Annotated in this window: 15 protein-coding genes; 9 read left to right on the forward strand and 6 right to left on the reverse strand. The window is 71.6% G+C overall.

The annotated features are described in order from the left end of the window. Positions 1-333: 333 nt before the first annotated feature. On the forward strand, positions 334-1,119 hold the full coding sequence (locus AC07F3_RS20400) for a hypothetical protein (protein WP_479115895.1): 786 nt from the start codon (positions 334-336) through the stop codon (positions 1,117-1,119). 375 nt (positions 1,120-1,494) lie between these two features. On the opposite strand, the gene AC07F3_RS20405 is transcribed toward AC07F3_RS20400, so the two are convergent. Further along, positions 1,495-1,947: a MarR family winged helix-turn-helix transcriptional regulator gene (locus AC07F3_RS20405; protein ID WP_114041413.1), complete on the reverse strand. Its 453-nt coding sequence runs from the start codon at positions 1,945-1,947 to the stop codon at positions 1,495-1,497. A 308-nt stretch (positions 1,948-2,255) separates the two neighbouring features. On the opposite strand from AC07F3_RS20405, the gene AC07F3_RS20410 reads away from it, so the two are divergent. Continuing rightward, complete coding sequence (locus AC07F3_RS20410; RefSeq protein ID WP_479115896.1) at positions 2,256-3,089, forward strand: lysozyme; 834 nt, start codon at positions 2,256-2,258, stop codon at positions 3,087-3,089. A 126-nt stretch (positions 3,090-3,215) separates the two neighbouring features. Further along, a complete protein-coding gene (locus AC07F3_RS20415; protein WP_479115897.1) occupies positions 3,216-4,019 on the forward strand; it encodes a trypsin-like serine peptidase in 804 nt (267 codons plus the stop codon). 52 nt (positions 4,020-4,071) lie between these two features. Here the strand turns inward: AC07F3_RS20415 and lon are convergent, their stop codons facing one another. Continuing rightward, complete coding sequence (gene lon / locus AC07F3_RS20420; protein ID WP_479115898.1) at positions 4,072-6,486, reverse strand: endopeptidase La; 2,415 nt, start codon at positions 6,484-6,486, stop codon at positions 4,072-4,074. A gap of 159 nt (positions 6,487-6,645) precedes the next feature. On the opposite strand from lon, the gene AC07F3_RS20425 reads away from it, so the two are divergent. Next, positions 6,646-7,317, forward strand: coding sequence for a GNAT family N-acetyltransferase (locus AC07F3_RS20425; protein ID WP_479115899.1), 672 nt, complete (start codon positions 6,646-6,648; stop codon positions 7,315-7,317). A gap of 15 nt (positions 7,318-7,332) precedes the next feature. Here AC07F3_RS20425 and AC07F3_RS20430 read toward each other — a convergent pair whose 3' ends face one another. Then, entirely contained in the window at positions 7,333-8,133 is an 801-nt protein-coding gene (locus tag AC07F3_RS20430) for a rhomboid-like protein (RefSeq protein ID WP_479115900.1), read from the reverse strand. 249 nt (positions 8,134-8,382) lie between these two features. Between AC07F3_RS20430 and AC07F3_RS20435 the strand changes: the two genes are divergently transcribed. The 4 genes from AC07F3_RS20435 (at position 8,383) to AC07F3_RS20450 (ending at position 15,151) form a co-directional block, all read left to right on the forward strand. Beyond that, entirely contained in the window at positions 8,383-9,051 is a 669-nt protein-coding gene (locus AC07F3_RS20435) for a spermidine synthase family protein (protein WP_479115901.1), read from the forward strand. A 90-nt stretch (positions 9,052-9,141) separates the two neighbouring features. Further along, positions 9,142-9,879: a response regulator transcription factor gene (locus AC07F3_RS20440; protein WP_053730675.1), complete on the forward strand. Its 738-nt coding sequence runs from the start codon at positions 9,142-9,144 to the stop codon at positions 9,877-9,879. Further along, on the forward strand, positions 9,876-11,066 hold the full coding sequence (locus tag AC07F3_RS20445) for a HAMP domain-containing sensor histidine kinase (protein WP_479115902.1): 1,191 nt from the start codon (positions 9,876-9,878) through the stop codon (positions 11,064-11,066). Before AC07F3_RS20440 ends, AC07F3_RS20445 begins: the two co-directional genes overlap by 4 nt. A 281-nt stretch (positions 11,067-11,347) precedes the next feature. Next, complete coding sequence (locus AC07F3_RS20450; protein ID WP_479115903.1) at positions 11,348-15,151, forward strand: multifunctional oxoglutarate decarboxylase/oxoglutarate dehydrogenase thiamine pyrophosphate-binding subunit/dihydrolipoyllysine-residue succinyltransferase subunit; 3,804 nt, start codon at positions 11,348-11,350, stop codon at positions 15,149-15,151. Positions 15,152-15,328: 177 nt separating this feature from the next. Here AC07F3_RS20450 and AC07F3_RS20455 read toward each other — a convergent pair whose 3' ends face one another. The 3 genes from AC07F3_RS20455 to AC07F3_RS20465 all read right to left on the reverse strand — a co-directional run bounded on the left by AC07F3_RS20455 (position 15,329) and on the right by AC07F3_RS20465 (position 16,791). Beyond that, positions 15,329-15,556, reverse strand: a complete 228-nt coding sequence (locus AC07F3_RS20455; RefSeq protein WP_479115904.1) for a DUF6191 domain-containing protein — start codon at positions 15,554-15,556, stop codon at positions 15,329-15,331. Positions 15,557-15,700: 144 nt separating this feature from the next. Continuing rightward, the gene (locus tag AC07F3_RS20460; protein WP_479115905.1) at positions 15,701-16,198 is read right to left on the reverse strand and encodes a hypothetical protein; all 498 of its coding nucleotides are present in this window, start codon (positions 16,196-16,198) and stop codon (positions 15,701-15,703) included. A 68-nt stretch (positions 16,199-16,266) separates the two neighbouring features. Beyond that, complete coding sequence (locus tag AC07F3_RS20465; protein ID WP_479115906.1) at positions 16,267-16,791, reverse strand: hypothetical protein; 525 nt, start codon at positions 16,789-16,791, stop codon at positions 16,267-16,269. Between the two features lie 292 nt (positions 16,792-17,083). On the opposite strand from AC07F3_RS20465, the gene AC07F3_RS20470 reads away from it, so the two are divergent. Beyond that, on the forward strand, positions 17,084-17,269 hold the full coding sequence (locus AC07F3_RS20470; protein ID WP_114041492.1) for a DUF6104 family protein: 186 nt from the start codon (positions 17,084-17,086) through the stop codon (positions 17,267-17,269). The last annotated feature ends 85 nt before the right edge of the window (positions 17,270-17,354 follow it).

Here is a 17,354-nt window from a genome sequence, read left to right on the forward strand (position 1 = left end):
GCTCTCAACCTTCACTCGTGTTTGCCAGTCCACCAAGGAAGCCAAGGTGACGACTGGTCATGACGAGTAGTCACTGCTCGGCCACCTGAACGAGTGAACATCACTTCGGAGTTGACCATCAACTTCCGCGGAATGCCCGGCCCCGCTCGTGCTCGCCCCCGGTTGGAACTTCCGCGCGGCCTTTGGCAGGATGCCCGCCCACAGCTCGGCGGAGTGGCTGATTCCTCCCGGGATCGTGCGGTTCGCCCACTGGTACAGGCCAATTGACGGGCCGTTCGCCGGGGTGGCGGAGGCCATGAAGAGGCCGTGAAGGCGTCGTGCAGACTGGCCGACATGCGCATCCAGCTGGCCACCGTTCCCGGAGACCCCGCCCGCCCCAACGAGGACTGGGCGGCCACCGCGCTGCCCGCTTCGGGCCTGGGCGGCCTGCTCGTCGTGCTCGACGGCGTGACGCCGCTGCCCGGCAACGGCGACTGCGTGCACGACGTGCCGTGGTTCACCGCGCGGCTCGGCGGCGCGCTGACCGAACTGTCGGCTTCACGGCGGGATATGACGCTGGCCGAGATCCTGGCCGAATCCATTCGGCGCACCGCCGATGCCCATCGCGACACGTGTGACCTTTCTCACCCGCGCACGCCTCAGGCAACCGTGGTGCTCGCGCGGTGGGACGAGGCCGAGCTGGAATACCTCGTCCTGTCGGACTCGGCGCTGCTGCTCGCCCGCGCCGACGGCACGGTGCGGGCGGTCCTCGACGACCGGCTCGACCGGGTGCCGCGGGCGTCCCTGGTCAGTGACGCGGTCGCCGACTCGCTGGTCCGCAACAAGGCGGGCGGCTTCTTCACGGCCGCGGCGGATCCCTCGGTGGCCGCCCTCGCCGTGACCGGCCGCGAGCCGCTCGCTCCCCTGCGTGCGGTGCTCGCCCTGACGGACGGGGCGACGCGGTGGGTCGAGACGTTCCGCGAGGGCTCGTGGGCGGACTGCGTGGCGCTGGTCCGCAAGGCGGGGCCCGAGGGGTTGATCGAGCGGGTGCGGGCGTTGGAGGCGGGGGACGGGGAGCGGGGTTTTCTGGGGGGCGGGAAGCGGCATGACGATGCGACGGTGGTGTGGGTGGAGGTGTAGTTTCCCCACCCCGCCCCTTCCCGAGACCCTCCGGGGGTTGGGGGGAAAGGGTGGGAGGGAAGGCCTTCCCGGGGCTCCGCCCCGAACCCCAGCGGGGGCTCCGCCCCCTGCGCCCCTGACGGGGGCTTCCGGCGGGCGGGAAAGAGAGGTCCCCCGGGCTCCGCCCCGAACCCCGGGGGGCGCTCCGCCCCGTGCGGCCCCTGACCGGGGTTTCGGCGGACGGGAAAGAGAGGTTCCCCGTGTCCCCGCCCCGGGCCCCGGTGGGGGCTCCGTCCCGTGGGGCCGCGGGGCCCCGCCCAGGCCCCCTCCCTGCGGGGGCTCCGTTCGCGTGCGGGCTCCGCTGGATCCCCGGCGGACGGGGCGGGAGCACGGTGGTCAGCTTTCTGCGGCTGCGTTCAGTTGGTGCAGGAGGCGGGCCAGTTCGGAGATTTCCGCTCGGTCCCAGTTGGCCAGTTTGCGGACGTAGCGCTCGCGGCGGGCGTCGCGCACGCGGCCGAACCGTGCCGTTCCCTCGGCCGTGATGCGGACCAGTGACGCCCGGCCGTCCGCCGGGTCGGGCTCGCGGGCCACCAGGCCGAGGTCCTCCAGGGCGTGGAGCTGGCGGCTCATCGTCGCCTTGCCCACGCCGAAGAACCCGGCGAGCTCGGTCGCCCGCTGCGGCCCGGCCTCGTCCAGCCGCACCAGCAGTCCGTACGCCGCCGGTTCGAGATCGGGGTGCACCTCGCGGGCCATCTCGCCGGACGAGGCCCTGGCCCGCCGCAGAAAGACGGCCAGCTCGCGTTCGAGCGCGAGGAACTCCTGGTCCGGACCGTGCACATCGGCTCCCATGCCGTAGGTGTGTCGTGACGGCACAGTATTTCCCAGCATGCTGTGCGCCCGGCACTCCAAGGGCCCGGTCCGGCCGAAGGCGGTCATGGCGCCGGGGCCAACGCGGGATGAAAGTTTCTTCCGGGCCACGCTGTTCCCGCAGCGTGTCGCCACCACCAAGGGTCTGAACCATCGGCATAACCTGAAGCCTCTTTCGCGCCAGCGGTCTACGTGCGTAGCGTCGTCTCTGACATGTCCACAGCGACACGTCGGCATGTCGACCCAGGCCGTCAAGTCCCCAGCCCCACCGAGCCTTTCGGAGGCACGCAATGCCCGTGCACAGATCCGGAACGGCCCGCCGCGGACCCCTCACCGCGGCCGGGATCCTCCTCTCCTCCCTCACCCTCGTCCTCGGCTTCACCGGCACGTCGGGCGCCGCCGACACCCCCGCACGCGGCTCCGCGACCCTGGGCATGGGGGTGGCGGCGCACGACGGGGTGGGCGGCCCGCCCCGTGACGCGCGCACGGCCCTGGCCACCCAGACCGAAGGCGTCGACACCAGCAGCCACAACGGCAACGTCGCCTGGTCCACGCTGTGGAACAGCGGGGTGCGCTGGGCCTATGTCAAGGCCACCGAAGGCACCTACTACACCAACCCCTACTTCGCCCAGCAGTACAACGGCTCGTACAACGTCGGCATGATCCGCGGGTCCTACCACTTCGCGACCCCGGACACGACGAACGGCGCCGCCCAGGCGGACTACTTCGTGGACCACGGCGGCGGCTGGTCGCGCGACGGCCGGACCCTGCCGGGCGCGCTCGACATCGAGTGGAACCCGTACGGCGACGCCTGCTACGGCAAGTCGGCGGCCCAGATGGTCGGCTGGATCGGCGACTTCGTCAACGAGTACCGGGCCCGCACCGGACGCGACGCGGTCATCTACACCGCGGCCAGCTGGTGGAGCCAGTGCACCGGCAACTCGGCGGCCTTCGGCTCCACCGACCCGCTCTGGATCGCCCGCTACAACACCGACCCGGGCACCCTTCCGGCCGGCTGGGGCTACTACACGATGTGGCAGTACACGTCGTCCGGCCCGACGGTCGGCGACCACTCCCGGTTCAACGGGGCGTACGACCGGCTCCAGGCGCTCGCCAACGGCTGACCCGGTCCTCCTCGGAGAGCGGGGCCCCCGGCGCTGCGTAGCCGGGGGCCCTTTCATCTGCCCGTACGGACCACTTCTCGCACACCTGACCCCATCTCGCCCCCGGCATGAGTCAGGATGGGGGGCATGCGCAGGTTGGGAGCGGTGTGGCGGGCGGTGGCCCTGGCGGCGGCCGTCGTGGTCGGCGGCGCGGGATGCGGCGGCCCTGCGGCCTCCTCACCGCAGCCGGAGAAGTCGCCGAGCGCCGCCCCTCCCCCGGGGTCCGCGACCCAGAGCAACGCCGTGCCCGCCGAGCGGACCCCGTCCGTCGGCGTCCTGGTCACCGGCGACAGCCACTTCTGCACGGCGAGCGTGGTGGACAGCCCGCGGGGCAACGTGATCGCCACCGCCGCGCACTGCACCAACGACTTCGCGTCCGGCACGCTGGAGTTCGCGCCCGGCTTCACCGGCGCCGCCAAGGGGACCTATCCGTACGGGAAGTGGAAGGTGCGGGCCGTCCAGGTCGACGACCGGTGGACCTCGGACCAGGACGACTCGGTGGACTACGCCTTCCTCACCGTCGAGCCGGACGGCCAGGGCCGCAGCGTGCAGAGCGTGGTCGGCGCCTCGACGCCGGACTGGGGCGCGGGTCCCGACCAGCGGGTGACCGTCGTCGGCTATCCGCTGGAGGACCACAACCCCCAGAACCGCCCCATCGCCTGCACCACCGACGTGCACCGCGACCCGGACCTCGCCGCCATGCTGCTGATGCACTGCGGGGGTTTCTGGGAGGGCACGAGCGGCAGCCCCTGGCTGGTCGGCTACCAGGGCGCGGACCGGCTCGGCCGGATCATCGGGGTGCTGAGCGGCGGCGACACCGACGTCGAATCGACGGCGGTCCTGTTCGACGCGAAGGCCCGCTCGCTGTACGAGCGGGCCACCCAGGCCTGAGAGGGGTGCGGGGACCGGGGCCCTCAGGCCCCCGTCCCCGCGCCCGAAGCCGTCACGCGGCCGCGGCGACGGCGACCTCCGCCGGGGAGAGCGCGATCTCCAGGACCTGGCGCACGTCCGTCACGGGATGGACCTCCAGCTTCTCCAGGACCTCCGCCGGGACGTCGTCCAGGTCGGCCTCGTTCCGCTTGGGGATCACCACGGTCGTGATCCCGGCCCGGTGCGCGGCCAGCAGCTTCTGCTTCACACCGCCGATCGGCAGCACCCGCCCGGTCAGCGACACCTCGCCGGTCATCGCCACATCGGTACGGACCTGCCGCCCGGACAGCAGCGAGGACAGCGCGGTGACCAGGGTGATGCCGGCGCTCGGGCCGTCCTTGGGGACCGCGCCCGCCGGGAAGTGGACGTGCACGCCCCGGTCCTTCAAGTCCCCGACGGGGAGCTCCAGCTCGGCCCCGTGCGAGCGCAGGAAGCTCAGCGCGATCTGCGCGGACTCCTTCATCACGTCACCGAGCTGGCCGGTGAGGGTCAGACCCGCCGCCCCCGTCTCCGGGTCGGCGAGGGAGGCCTCGACGAACAGCACGTCGCCGCCCGCCCCGGTGACGGCGAGGCCGGTGGCCACGCCCGGCACCGCGGTGCGCCGCTCGGCCGGGTCCTGGGCGGACTCGGGCACGTGGTGCGGACGCCCGATCAGGCTCCTCAGCTCGTCCGGCGTGATGGTGAACGGCAGCTCCCGCTGCCCCAGTTCGTGCTGGGCCGCGACCTTGCGGAGCAGCCGGGAGATCGAGCGCTCCAGGTTCCGTACGCCCGCCTCCCGGGTGTACTCCCCCGCGAGCCTGCGCAGCGCGGCGTCCTCCAGGACGACCTCGCCGGACCCGAGACCGGCCCGCTCCAGCTGGCGCGGGAGCAGGTGGTCCCGGGCGATGACGACCTTCTCGTCCTCGGTGTAGCCGTCGAGGCGGACCAGCTCCATGCGGTCGAGCAGGGCCTCCGGGATGGCTTCGAGGACGTTGGCGGTGGCCAGGAAGACCACGTCGCTCAGGTCGAGCTCGACCTCCAGGTAGTGGTCGCGGAAGGTGTGGTTCTGCGCCGGGTCGAGGACTTCGAGCAGCGCGGCCGCCGGGTCGCCCCGGAAGTCGGAGCCCACCTTGTCGATCTCGTCGAGCAGCACGACCGGGTTCATGGACCCGGCCTCCTTGATGGCCCGGACGATCCGGCCGGGCAGGGCGCCGACGTAGGTGCGGCGGTGGCCGCGGATCTCGGCCTCGTCGCGGACGCCGCCGAGCGCGACGCGGACGAACTTGCGGCCCATGGCGTGGGCCACGGACTCGCCGAGCGAGGTCTTGCCGACGCCGGGAGGGCCGACGAGCGCGAGCACGGCGCCGCCCCGGCGCCCGCCCACGACCCCGAGCCCCCGGTCGGCGCGCCGCTTGCGGACCGCCAGGTACTCGGTGATGCGCTCCTTCACGTCGTCCAGGCCGGCGTGCTCGGCGTCGAGCACCGCCCGGGCGCCGCGGATGTCGTACACGTCCTCGGTGGTGTCGTTCCAGGGCAGTTCGAGGACGGTGTCGAGCCAGGTGCGGATCCAGGAGCCCTCCGGCGACTGGTCGCTGGAGCGCTCCAGCTTGTCGACCTCCTTGAGGGCGGCCTCGCGGACCTTCTCGGGCAGGTCGGCGGCCTCGACGCGGGCGCGGTAGTCGTCGCTCTCGTCCTCCTGGCCGCCGTCGCCGTTGAGCTCGCGCAGCTCCTTGCGCACGGCGTCGAGCTGGCGCCGCAGCAGGAACTCGCGCTGCTGCTTGTCGACGCCCTCCTGGACGTCCTTGGCGATGGACTCGGCGACCTCCTGCTCGGCGAGGTGCTCGCGGAGCTGCTCGGTGGCGAGCCTGAGGCGCGCCACCGGGTCGCTCGCCTCCAGGAGCTCGACCTTCTGGGCGGTGGTGAGGAACGGCGAGTAGCCGGAGTTGTCGGCGAGCGCGGAGACGCCCTCGATCTGCTGGACCCGGTCGACGACCTGCCAGGCGCCGCGCCTCTTCAGCCAGTCGGTGGCCAGCGCCTTGTACTCCTTGACCAGCTCGGTCACCTGGCCGGGCAGCGGGTCGGGCAGGGTCTCCTCGACCCGGGTGCCCTCCACCCACAGCGCGGCGCCGGGCCCGGTGGTGCCGGCCCCGATGCGCACCCGGTGGCGGCCCCGGATGAGGGCGCCCGGGTCGCCGTCGGAGAGCCGTCCCACCTGCTCGACGGTCCCCAGCACACCGGTCCCCGCGTACGTCCCGTCGATGCGCGGCACGAGCAGCACCTGCGGCTTGCCCGCGTCGGGCCGCGCGGCGGCCTGCGCGGCCTCGACGGCGGCCCGCACCTCGGCATCGGACAGGTCGAGCGGAACCACCATGCCGGGCAGCACGACCTCGTCGTCGAGCGGCAGCACGGGCAGGTTGGACGGTGTGTACGCCGTGGACTCGGTAGCCATGATCTCCCCTTCGGCAGTCAAGTTGAGCTATGCCGACTCAATGCATGTGAGTCGAGGAATGTTCCCCGAGCCGTGTTCGCTCTGAGCGATCACCGGCAGGCTCCCCAGAATGTAAGGTTCTCTCACTGAATCCATCCATTACCACTCAGGGGGCACACCATGACGGCGACGGCGACCACGGCACCGGAGCGAGCCACCGTCGAGACGCTCGTGCGGGCCTGGATCGAGGGCTGGATCGTGTCGCGCGGCACCTCCGACCCGATCGACCGGCCGTGGGGCTGGACGATCGACGCCGGACAGGCCAACCACGTGTCGCGCCATGTGCTTCCCGCCCCCGCCGAGGCGGACGTCCGCGCGCTGGTGGCCGCCACGAGCGCGCCGGGCACGTGGCTGAAGCTGTTCGCCGACGACGACACCGTGCGGCCCTGGATCGGCGCGGGCTGGCACTTCGACAAGCCGGGCTTCCTGATGACGCTCCCGCTCACCGCCGAGCGGCCCGAGGTTCCGGCCGGATACACGCTCACGTCCTGGACCCGGGGCGGTGTCACACGGGTTCTGGTCCGCACCGCGCAGGGCCACTTCGCCGCGCGCGGCCAGGTCGCGCCGACGGGCTCGACGGCCGTCGCCGACCAGATCGAGACCGCCCCCGACCACCAGCGCCGCGGCCTTGGCAGCCTGGTCATGCGCACCCTGCAGAACACGGCGCACGAGGCGGGCGCCACCACGGGGATCCTGGTGGGCACCCCGCAGGGCCGCTCCCTCTACACCGCACTGGGCTGGCGCACGCACGCCCCCATGGCGAGCCTGTACTTCAGGCCGACGCAGGACTGAGCGCCCGGCGGCCGCTCAGCCGCCCGCCACTCCGGCGCCCGCCCGGCGCACCGCGGGCCAGCAGGCCAGGCCCACCAGGAGGGCTATCGGGTGCCCCCAGGCCGCCAGCGGCTCGACCATGTCCAGCAGGTCGTCCACCAGGAGCACGGCCACCACGGCCAGCGTGGTCCAGCGGAAGAGCGGCGCGAGCAGCCCGGTCAGGGCGCCGACCGTGGCCATCAGGCCGAAGCTGATCCCGTAGTCGAGCCGGTGCAGGGAACTCTCGGGGAGGTGGCCGGCCAGCACCGACAGAGCGACCGGGATCTCGGTCGCCAGCGTCGCGACGACATGGCCGAGCAGGAAGACGCCCGCCGTGCGCCAGCCGCCGATGCGCCGCTCCAGCGCGGCCAGCACGAAGATGAACACCACCGCGTACGGAGAGGCGATCCCTCCCGCGATCCACAGCGCGCTCGCGAAGATCGTCGGGACCGGCGCCGTGGAGAGGTGGGCCACGTCGGTGCTCGACCCCTGGAGCAGCGCGTCCACCGTGTCCGGGTCGCCGTAGTCGGTGTACAGCGACGTCGCCAGGAGCAGCAGGGCGTAGCCGAAGGCGAACGGCGTCGCGGACGGGGAGGGCAGGGTCCGCCGGGCCCGGGCGAGCCCGCCGCGCAGACCGGCGGCCCGGGGAGCGGGCAGCGCTTCGGGCTCGGACCTCGGGCGCTGCGCGGGCATCGCGTCGAGGGGACCGGCCGGCACGGCGGCGGCCGCGGTGCCCGCGGGTGCGGCGGGCGGGGATCCCGCCGGGGCCGCGGACCGGCGGGTGTCGAGCGGGTGCACCGGGAGAGGCCCCTTCCCCGGGCCGCGGCGCGCGCGTCCCGAACCAAGCCACGCCCGCGTTCTTCGGCCGTGTTCCGTCTTCGTGTGCCGTGTTCCGTACTCGTCTACGTCCCTACAACGGCCCACCTTCCGCGAACGACTCCTGCCCCGTCTATGGCGTGCGCCACACCGGACAACCTTTGACGCCTCCTGAGCGTCGGCCCGCCAACTCGCGTGCGCGGCGCCGCCGGACGCGGCATCCTCTGCGGCATGGACGACATCGCCACCCTCGACCGGCGCCAGGGACCCCACGGGGAAGTCGTGCTGCGGCAGCGCGGGGCGCATTTCGAGATCATCGCCAACGGGTGCTTCCTCATGGACACTTCGGACGGCCGCTCGGAATGCCTGCTCATCGATGCGGCGTACGACACACTTTCGCCAGGCGCCTCCCGGCCCTCCGTTCTCATCGGCGGACTCGGCGTCGGCTTCTCCCTCGCACATGCGGCCCAGGACCCCCGCTGGGGCCAAATCGCCGTGGTGGAGAGGGAGGAGGCCATCATCGACTGGCACCGCGCGGGTCCACTCGGCGCCATTTCCGGCCCGGCTCTGTCCGATTCCCGTACGCGGATCATCCCTGCCGATCTGGTCGAATACGTACGTACCGCGCAGGACACCTTCGACGCGCTCTGCCTCGACATCGACAACGGGCCCGACTGGACCGTCACCGAGGGCAACGGCGGACTGTACTCACCGGCCGGACTCGCCCACTGCGTACGGCGGTTGAACCCCGGCGGGGTGCTCGCCGTCTGGTCCGCGCAGCCCTCCCCCGCCTTTGAACAGGCTCTCCGGAATGCCGGATTCACCGGGGTAAATACCAGAGAGGTGCGAGTTGCCCGGGGCGTCCCTGACGTGGTCCATCTCGGCGTTCGCCCTGCGTAGCCGAGATACGGAAAGTGCCTCTAGTCTCTGACCGACACAGGGGATCACCCCACGGATCCCCGGGCGAGCACAGTCAGGGCGGGGCAACCGATGGAGCAGACACACACCGGCCACAACGGCGTCGCGGCGACCCCCGGCGCCCAGCGCAGGGTGCTGGTCGTCGAGGACGACACGACGATCGTCGACGCCATCGCGGCCCGTCTGCGGGCCGAGGGCTTCCAGGTGCAGACGGCCGTCGACGGCCCCGCCGCCGTCGACACGGCCGAGGCCTGGCAGCCGGACCTGATGGTCCTCGACATCATGCTGCCGGGCTTCGACGGCCTGGAGGTCTGCCGCCGGGTCCAGGCCCGTCGGCCCGTGCCGGTCCTCATGCTGACGGCCCGCGACGACGAGACGGACATGCTGGTCGGGCTCGGCGTCGGCGCGGACGACTACATGACCAAGCCGTTCTCGATGCGCGAGCTGGCGGCCCGGGTGCACGTCCTGCTGCGCCGGGTGGAGCGGGCCGCGCTGGCCGCCACCACACCGCGCACGGGCATACTCCGCCTCGGCGAGCTGGAGATCGACCACGCGCAGCGCCGGGTCCGGGTGCGCGGCGAGGACGTGCACCTGACGCCGACCGAGTTCGACCTGCTGAGCTGCCTGGCGAACACGCCGCGCGCGGTGCTCTCCCGCGAGCAGCTGCTCGCCGAGGTGTGGGACTGGGCCGACGCGTCCGGCACCCGGACCGTGGACAGCCACATCAAGGCGCTGCGCCGGAAGATCGGGGCCGAGCGCATCCGTACGGTCCACGGCGTCGGCTACGCGCTGGAGACCCCGGCGCCATGAGCCGGGCCGGAGACCGGGCCCGGCAGCTGCGCGGCAGCGGCGAGCGGCCCGGCTGGGACGAGCCGGCCAGACGGGGCAGGTGGGCGAGGGCCGGGCGAGGACTGCGCGGCCGGGTCGCGGCCGGGCTGCGCTCGGTCTCCATATCGATCAAGACGAAGCTCGGCACGCTGGTCGTGGTCTCCGTCTTCATCACCACCGGGCTGCTCATGGTGGCCCTGCAGACCCGCACCGAACTGCGCTTCATCACCGTCTTCTCGGTGATAGCGACCCTGCTGATCACCCAGTTCGTCGCGCACGGGCTCACCGCCCCGCTGGACGAGATGAACACCGTGGCCCGCGCCATCTCGCACGGGGACTACACGCGCCGGGTGCGCGGCGCCGACCGGCGCGACGAGCTCGGCGACCTCGCGGGCACCATCAACCGCATGGCCGACGACCTGGAGGCCGTGGACCGGCACCGCAAGGAACTCGTGGCGAATGTCTCGCACGAGCTGCGCACGCCCATCGCGGCGCTGCGGGCGGTCCTGGAGAACGTGGTGGACGGGGTCTCCGCCGCCGACCCCGAGACGATGCGCACGGCCCTCAAGCAGACCGAGCGCCTGGGCCGCCTGGTCGAGACGCTCCTCGACCTCTCCCGCCTGGACAACGGCGTGGTGACCCTGCGGGCCCACCGCTTCGAGGTGTGGCCGTACCTGTCGGGCGTCCTCAAGGAGGCCAACCTGGCGGCCGCCCAGCGCAAGCTGTCCTCCGGCTCGGGCAACCACCAGCGCGCCGACGTCCACCTCCACCTCGACGTCTCGCCGCCCGAGCTGACCGCGCACGCGGACGCGGAGCGGCTGCACCAGGTAGTGGCGAATCTCATCGACAACGCCGTCAAGCACTCCCCGCCGCACGGCCGCGTGACGGTGCGGGCCCGGCGCGGCCCGCAGCCCGAGTCGCTCGATCTCGAGGTCCTGGACGAGGGGCCCGGCATACCGCAGTCGGAGTGGCACCGGGTCTTCGAACGGTTCAACCGCGGCACCGCCCCCTCTCCGCACGGCCCGGGCAGCGACGGCGGCACGGGGCTCGGCCTCGCCATCGCGCGCTGGGCGGTGGATCTTCACGGTGGCCGGATCGGCGTGGCCGAATCCGCCCGGGGCTGCCGGATCCAGGTCACCCTCCCGGGCACCCCCCGGCAGCAAAGTTGACGTAAAGTTCGAACCGGAAGCGGCCGTTCTGCGTGGTCTTCGGCAGAAGAGGTCGTTCCGGGGTGCGGTCCAGCGGGCCGTGGCCGCACTGTCGCGTACCCGAAGGGGCTCGCGCAGGAGCGGAACCACGCTTGTTTCCCGCCATTTCGCGCCCTGAAACCAGGGTTCCGATGTGACTTACGCGACTGTGGCATGCCCGGCCTGCACGTCCAGGCCAGGGAGGCGTAGCCTTTATTTCCGCTGTCCATCACCTTGTGAAGCGGAAGAGGGCGGTTACCGCCGTGTCGTCTCAGTCCCCCAGTAATTCGAGCGTCTCGACCGACCAAGACGGGCAGGGCAAGAACCCTGCGGCCGGCTTTGGTGCCAATGAGTGGCTTGTCGACGAGATCTATCAGCAGTACCTCCAGGACCCCAATTCGGTCGACCGTGCCTGGTGGGACTTCTTCGCCGACTACAAGCCGGGCGCCACCGGCACGGCGGACAACCCTGTTCAGGGTGCTCCCACCGCGGCCCCGGCAGCCGCGCCTGCCGCCGCCGCTCCGGCCGCGCCCGCCGCCCCGGCCCAGGCCGCCCCGGCGCCCGCGGCACCGGCCACCCCGGCCGCCGCTCCGGCACCGGCCAAGGCCGCCGCGCCCGCTCCGGCCAAGCCCGCGGCCGCGCCCGCGAAGCCCGCTGCCAAGGCCGCCCCCAAGGCGACCGAGGCCACCGAGGCTCCCGCCGGGCCCGAGTACGTGACGCTGCGCGGCCCCGCCGCCGCGGTCGCCAAGAACATGAACGCCTCGCTGGAGATGCCGACGGCCACGTCCGTGCGCGCCGTCCCGGTGAAGCTGCTGTTCGACAACCGCATCGTCATCAACAACCACCTCAAGCGCGCCCGGGGCGGGAAGGTCTCCTTCACCCACCTCATCGGCTACGCGATGGTGCAGGCGATCAAGGCCATGCCGTCGATGAACTACGCGTTCGTCGAGAAGGACGGCAAGCCGACGCTGGTCAAGCCGGAGCACGTGAACTTCGGCCTCGCCATCGACCTGGTGAAGCCCAACGGCGACCGCCAGCTCGTCGTCGCGGGCATCAAGAAGGCCGAGACGCTCAACTTCTTCGAGTTCTGGCAGGCGTACGAGGACATCGTCCGCCGCGCCCGCAACAACAAGCTGACGATGGACGACTTCACGGGCGTCACCGTCTCGCTGACCAACCCCGGCGGCCTCGGCACCGTGCACTCGGTGCCGCGTCTGATGCCCGGGCAGTCGGTCATCATGGGCGTCGGCTCGATGGACTACCCGGCCGAGTTCCAGGGCACCTCCCAGGACACCCTGAACAAGCTGGGCATCTCGAAGGTGATGACCCTCACCTCGACGTACGACCACCGGGTCATCCAGGGCGCCGCCTCCGGCGAGTTCCTGCGCATCGTCGCCAACCTGCTGCTCGGCGACAGCGGCTTCTACGACGACATCTTCGAGGCCCTGCGCATCCCCTACGAGCCGGTCCGCTGGCTCAAGGACATCGACGCCTCGCACGACGACGACGTCACGAAGGCCGCCCGCGTCTTCGAGCTGATCCACTCCTACCGGGTCCGCGGCCACGTCATGGCCGACACCGACCCGCTGGAGTACCGCCAGCGCAAGCACCCCGACCTGGACATCACCGAGCACGGCCTCACCCTGTGGGACCTGGAGCGGGAGTTCGCGGTCGGCGGCTTCGCCGGCAAGACCCTGATGAAGCTGCGCGACGTCCTCGGCGTCCTGCGCGACTCGTACTGCCGCACCACCGGCATCGAGTTCATGCACATCCAGGACCCCAAGCAGCGCAAGTGGATCCAGGACCGCGTCGAGCGCTCGCACTCCAAGCCGGAGCGCGAGGAGCAGCTGCGCATCCTGCGCCGCCTGAACGCCGCCGAGGCGTTCGAGACGTTCCTTCAGACCAAGTACGTCGGCCAGAAGCGCTTCTCGCTCGAAGGCGGCGAGTCGGTCATCCCGCTGCTCGACGCCGTCATCGACAGCGCCGCCGAGTCGCGCCTGGACGAGGTCGTCATCGGCATGGCCCACCGCGGCCGCCTGAACGTGCTCGCCAACATCGTGGGCAAGTCGTACGCGCAGATCTTCCGCGAGTTCGAGGGCAACCTCGACCCGAAGTCGATGCACGGCTCCGGCGACGTGAAGTACCACCTGGGCGCCTCGGGCACCTTCACCGGTCTGGACGGCGAGCAGATCAAGGTCTCGCTCGTCGCGAACCCCTCGCACCTGGAGGCCGTCGACCCGGTCCTCGAAGGTGTCGCCCGCGCCAAGCAGGACGTCATCAACAAGGGCGGCACGGACTTCACGGTCCTGCCCGTCGCCCTGCACGGTGACGCGGCCTTCGCGGGCCAGGGTGTCGTCGCCGAGACCCTGAACATGTCGCAGCTGCGCGGCTACCGCACCGGCGGCACGGTCCACATCGTGATCAACAACCAGGTCGGCTTCACCGCCGCCCCGGAGTCGTCGCGCTCCTCCATGTACGCCACCGACGTGGCCCGCATGATCGAGGCGCCGATCATCCACGTGAACGGCGACGACCCGGAGGCCGTGGTCCGCGTGGCCCGCCTGGCCTTCGAGTTCCGCCAGACGTTCAACAAGGACGTCGTGATCGACCTCATCTGCTACCGCCGCCGCGGTCACAACGAGGGCGACAACCCGCAGTTCACCAACCCGCAGATGTACAACCTGATCGACAAGAAGCGCTCGGTGCGCAAGCTCTACACCGAGTCGCTCATCGGTCGCGGCGACATCACCCTGGAAGAGGCGGAGCAGGCGCTCCAGGACTTCCAGGGCCAGCTGGAGAAGGTGTTCGCGGAGGTCCGCGAGGCCACCTCGGCGCCGGGCGAGATCCACTCCTCGGACACGCAGGCCCAGTTCCCGGTCGCGGTCAACACGGCGGTCTCCCAGGAGGTCGTCAAGCGCATCGCCGAGTCGCAGGTGAACATCCCCGAGCGGATCACCGTGCACCCGCGTCTGATGCCGCAGATGCAGCGCCGCGCCGCCTCCGTCGAGGACGGCACGATCGACTGGGGCATGGGCGAGACCCTGGCCATCGGCTCGCTGCTCATGGAGGGCGTCCCGGTCCGGCTGTCCGGCCAGGACACCCGCCGCGGCACCTTCGGCCAGCGCCACGCGGTCCTGGTCGACCAGGTCACCGGCGAGGACTACACCCCGCTGATGTACCTCTCCGACGAGCAGGCGCGCTACAACGTCTACGACTCGCTGCTCTCCGAGTACGCGGCGATGGGCTTCGAGTACGGCTACTCGCTGGCCCGTCCCGAGTCCCTGGTGATGTGGGAGGCGCAGTTCGGCGACTTCGTCAACGGCGCCCAGACGGTCGTGGACGAGTTCATCTCCTCCGCCGAGCAGAAGTGGGGCCAGACCTCCGGCGTCACCCTGCTGCTGCCGCACGGCTACGAGGGCCAGGGCCCGGACCACTCGTCCGCCCGCCCGGAGCGCTTCCTCCAGATGTGCGCGCAGAACAACATGACGGTCGCCATGCCGACGCTGCCGTCGAACTACTTCCACCTGCTGCGCTGGCAGGTCCACAACCCGCACCACAAGCCGCTCATCGTCTTCACCCCGAAGTCGATGCTGCGTCTGAAGGCCGCGGCGTCGAAGGCCGAGGAGTTCACCAACGGCGGCTTCCGCCCGGTGATCGGCGACGAGCACGTGGACGCGAACGCGGTCCGCAAGGTCGTGTTCTGCGCGGGCAAGGTCTACTACGACCTGGCCGCCGAGCGCGACAAGCGCGGTGCGAACGACACGGCGATCATCCGCATCGAGCGCCTGTACCCGCTGCCGGGTGCCGAGCTCCAGGCGGAGATCGCCAAGTTCCCGAACGCCGAGAAGTACCTGTGGGCCCAGGAGGAGCCGGCGAACCAGGGTGCCTGGCCGTTCATCGCGCTCAACCTGATCGACCACCTGGACCTGGCCGTCGGCGCGGACGTGCCGCACGGCGAGCGCCTGCGCCGCATCTCGCGTCCGCACGGCTCGTCCCCGGCCGTGGGCTCGAAGAAGCGCCACGAGCAGGAGCAGGAGCAGCTGGTGAACGAGGTCTTCGAGGCGTAGGCGCTCCGCGAGGGGCGCGGTCACCGCGCCCCTGCGGCCCGCTGCGCCGCACCGGACTCCGTACCGGCCGTAGGCACGCGAAGGGCCCGGCATCCCCAGGGTGGGGATGCCGGGCCCTTCGGCGTACGGGCCGCGCGCGCACCAGCCTTCAGGGGCGGGTGCCTGCCCTACCGGCCCTCAGGCCGCGTCGTCGCCCCCGGGCACGTCATCGCCCTCGGCCTCGTCCGCGTGCGCGGCGTCCCCGGCCTGGGGCAGGCGTATGACCACGCTTCCGCTGGCCAGGTCTATCGGTCCGCGCCCGGGATCGGAGTCGCCGACCTCGTCGAGCGTGATCTCCTGACGACGGCGCTCCTCTTCCGTGTGCCGCCGCCCTGGTGCGAACAGCTCGTCGAGCCCACCGAACATCCGAAGCCACCTCCGTCAGCCGTCCCGTACCCACACAACGTCGTACGGCCCCCGGCAAATCCCGATCATGGACGCCGATCGGCCCGCGGCCCATGACCGCCGCGAGTACCCCGCGCGCGTCCGGCGAACCACGACCCGGACCGCTCACATGGTCGGCACGACGAGCCCGGACGCCAACTCGGGGTGCTGACGCCGCAGTTCGTCGACGAGCCGCCTGAGCGGTGACTCGGCGCTCACGTTGGTGACCGCGGCGCGGGTCGGCAGCATGACGCTGTCCCCGCTCCGCAGGGTGAGCCGCACGCCCCGCATCTCCAGCTGCTTGGACGCCCCGAGGGGCCGGACCGTCACCGTCTGCTTGACCATGGCCGCCGAGGCGACGTCCGCCAACGCCACCGACCCGGACCGCGGGAGCCCGTGCTTCACACCGGCCCGCGGCGTCCGCCACGCGATGGATGCGGCGTCGATGCGCACCCACCCCTGGGAGGGCAGGCACAGGAACCGGACGACCAGGAGAACCGCGATGCCTCCCAGGACGCTCTGCGCGATCACGGACGAAAGACTCACGGCAAGGGCGAACAGGACGCCACCCACGAAAACCGACGCGCTCACCGCTTGGCGCATCGTGAATATCTGGACCTTCAAGAACGGCTCCGGAACATGAGAGGAAAGCCGCCCGCGAGCATGCGGACGGCGGTACCACCGCGCCACTGTTACGCGGCGGCGCTGAGCTCGTGCGTCAACTCGGGCCGCTGTCGCCCCAGTTCATCGACCAGCTGCCGGAACGGCGACGCCGCGCCGAGATACGCGGCCATCCCGCGTATCGGCAGCACGACCCTCTCGCCGCTCCTCAACTCCAGCCGGACCGCCCGCATCTCGATCTGCCGCCGGGTCCACAGCACCCGCGTGGTGGGCTTCTGCTCGATCACGGCCGCCGCGACGACATCGTCCAGAGCCACCTCCCCGGACGGCGAAACCTCCTGCTTCAGGAGCGACTTGTGCGTCCTCCACGCCAGCGTGCCGTCCCCGACGCGCACCCACACCCGCGAGGGCAGCAACAGGCAGCGCTGCACCACGAACACAGCGGCGAGCCCGACCATCACATAGATCGCGTACGCGCCGACGGTCCCCCGTTCGTCGACCTTCCCGTACTCGTCGGCGGCGAGCCAGCCGAATATCGCGACGGCACCAGCGCTGACCAGCGCCATGTGCCGCATTTTGTACATCTGGATCTTCACCGAATCCCCCACCCCTGGACACAAGCGATCGGGAACGTATCAGCGATGCGGCGACGGCCACCCCATGCGGAGACAAAGCAGCGGCAAAGAGGAGGGCGCGCGGAGGGGCCCTCCGCGCTCGTTCCGCACGCGGCCCGAGTCCGGTCGCGCCCCCGACGCCGAACCGGGCGGCGGGCGGAGCGGGGGGCGTCCTCGGGCGGGGCCACCGAGCCCGCGCCCGAGGGCGAAACCGCCCGCGACCGCCGGATACGCTGAAGGGCGAACATCCGGTACGGCGTCCCAGGAGCATGTTGTGTACTTCACCGACCGCGGCATCGAGGAGCTGGAGAAGCGGCGGGGCGAGGAGGAGGTCACCTTCGAGTGGCTCGCCGAGCAGCTGCGCACCTTCGTCGACCTGAACCCGGACTTCGAGGTCCCGGTCGAGCGCCTCGCCACGTGGCTCGCGCGCCTCGACGACGAAGAGGACGACGACGAGTGAGCCGGGCGAACCGTGATCGCGCGCGGTCCGAGGCCCCCGGCGGGCCCGGCCCGCGCGGACCGCGGTTCCGCTGACACCAGCCGGT

This window comes from Streptomyces sp. NPDC045846 (assembly GCF_056431605.1).

What these genes read in the sequence shown, in the direction of transcription:
- AC07F3_RS20400 (WP_479115895.1), top strand. Translation starts at nt 334, where the DNA reads ATGCGCATCCAGCTGGCCACCGTTCCCGGAGACCCCGCCCGCCCCAAC.
- AC07F3_RS20405 (WP_114041413.1), bottom strand. Translation starts at nt 1,947, where the DNA reads ATGGGAGCCGATGTGCACGGTCCGGACCAGGAGTTCCTCGCGCTCGAA.
- AC07F3_RS20410 (WP_479115896.1), top strand. Translation starts at nt 2,256, where the DNA reads ATGCCCGTGCACAGATCCGGAACGGCCCGCCGCGGACCCCTCACCGCG.
- AC07F3_RS20415 (WP_479115897.1), top strand. Translation starts at nt 3,216, where the DNA reads ATGCGCAGGTTGGGAGCGGTGTGGCGGGCGGTGGCCCTGGCGGCGGCC.
- lon (WP_479115898.1), bottom strand. Translation starts at nt 6,486, where the DNA reads ATGGCTACCGAGTCCACGGCGTACACACCGTCCAACCTGCCCGTGCTG.
- AC07F3_RS20425 (WP_479115899.1), top strand. Translation starts at nt 6,646, where the DNA reads ATGACGGCGACGGCGACCACGGCACCGGAGCGAGCCACCGTCGAGACG.
- AC07F3_RS20435 (WP_479115901.1), top strand. Translation starts at nt 8,383, where the DNA reads ATGGACGACATCGCCACCCTCGACCGGCGCCAGGGACCCCACGGGGAA.
- AC07F3_RS20440 (WP_053730675.1), top strand. Translation starts at nt 9,142, where the DNA reads ATGGAGCAGACACACACCGGCCACAACGGCGTCGCGGCGACCCCCGGC.
- AC07F3_RS20445 (WP_479115902.1), top strand. Translation starts at nt 9,876, where the DNA reads ATGAGCCGGGCCGGAGACCGGGCCCGGCAGCTGCGCGGCAGCGGCGAG.
- AC07F3_RS20455 (WP_479115904.1), bottom strand. Translation starts at nt 15,556, where the DNA reads ATGTTCGGTGGGCTCGACGAGCTGTTCGCACCAGGGCGGCGGCACACG.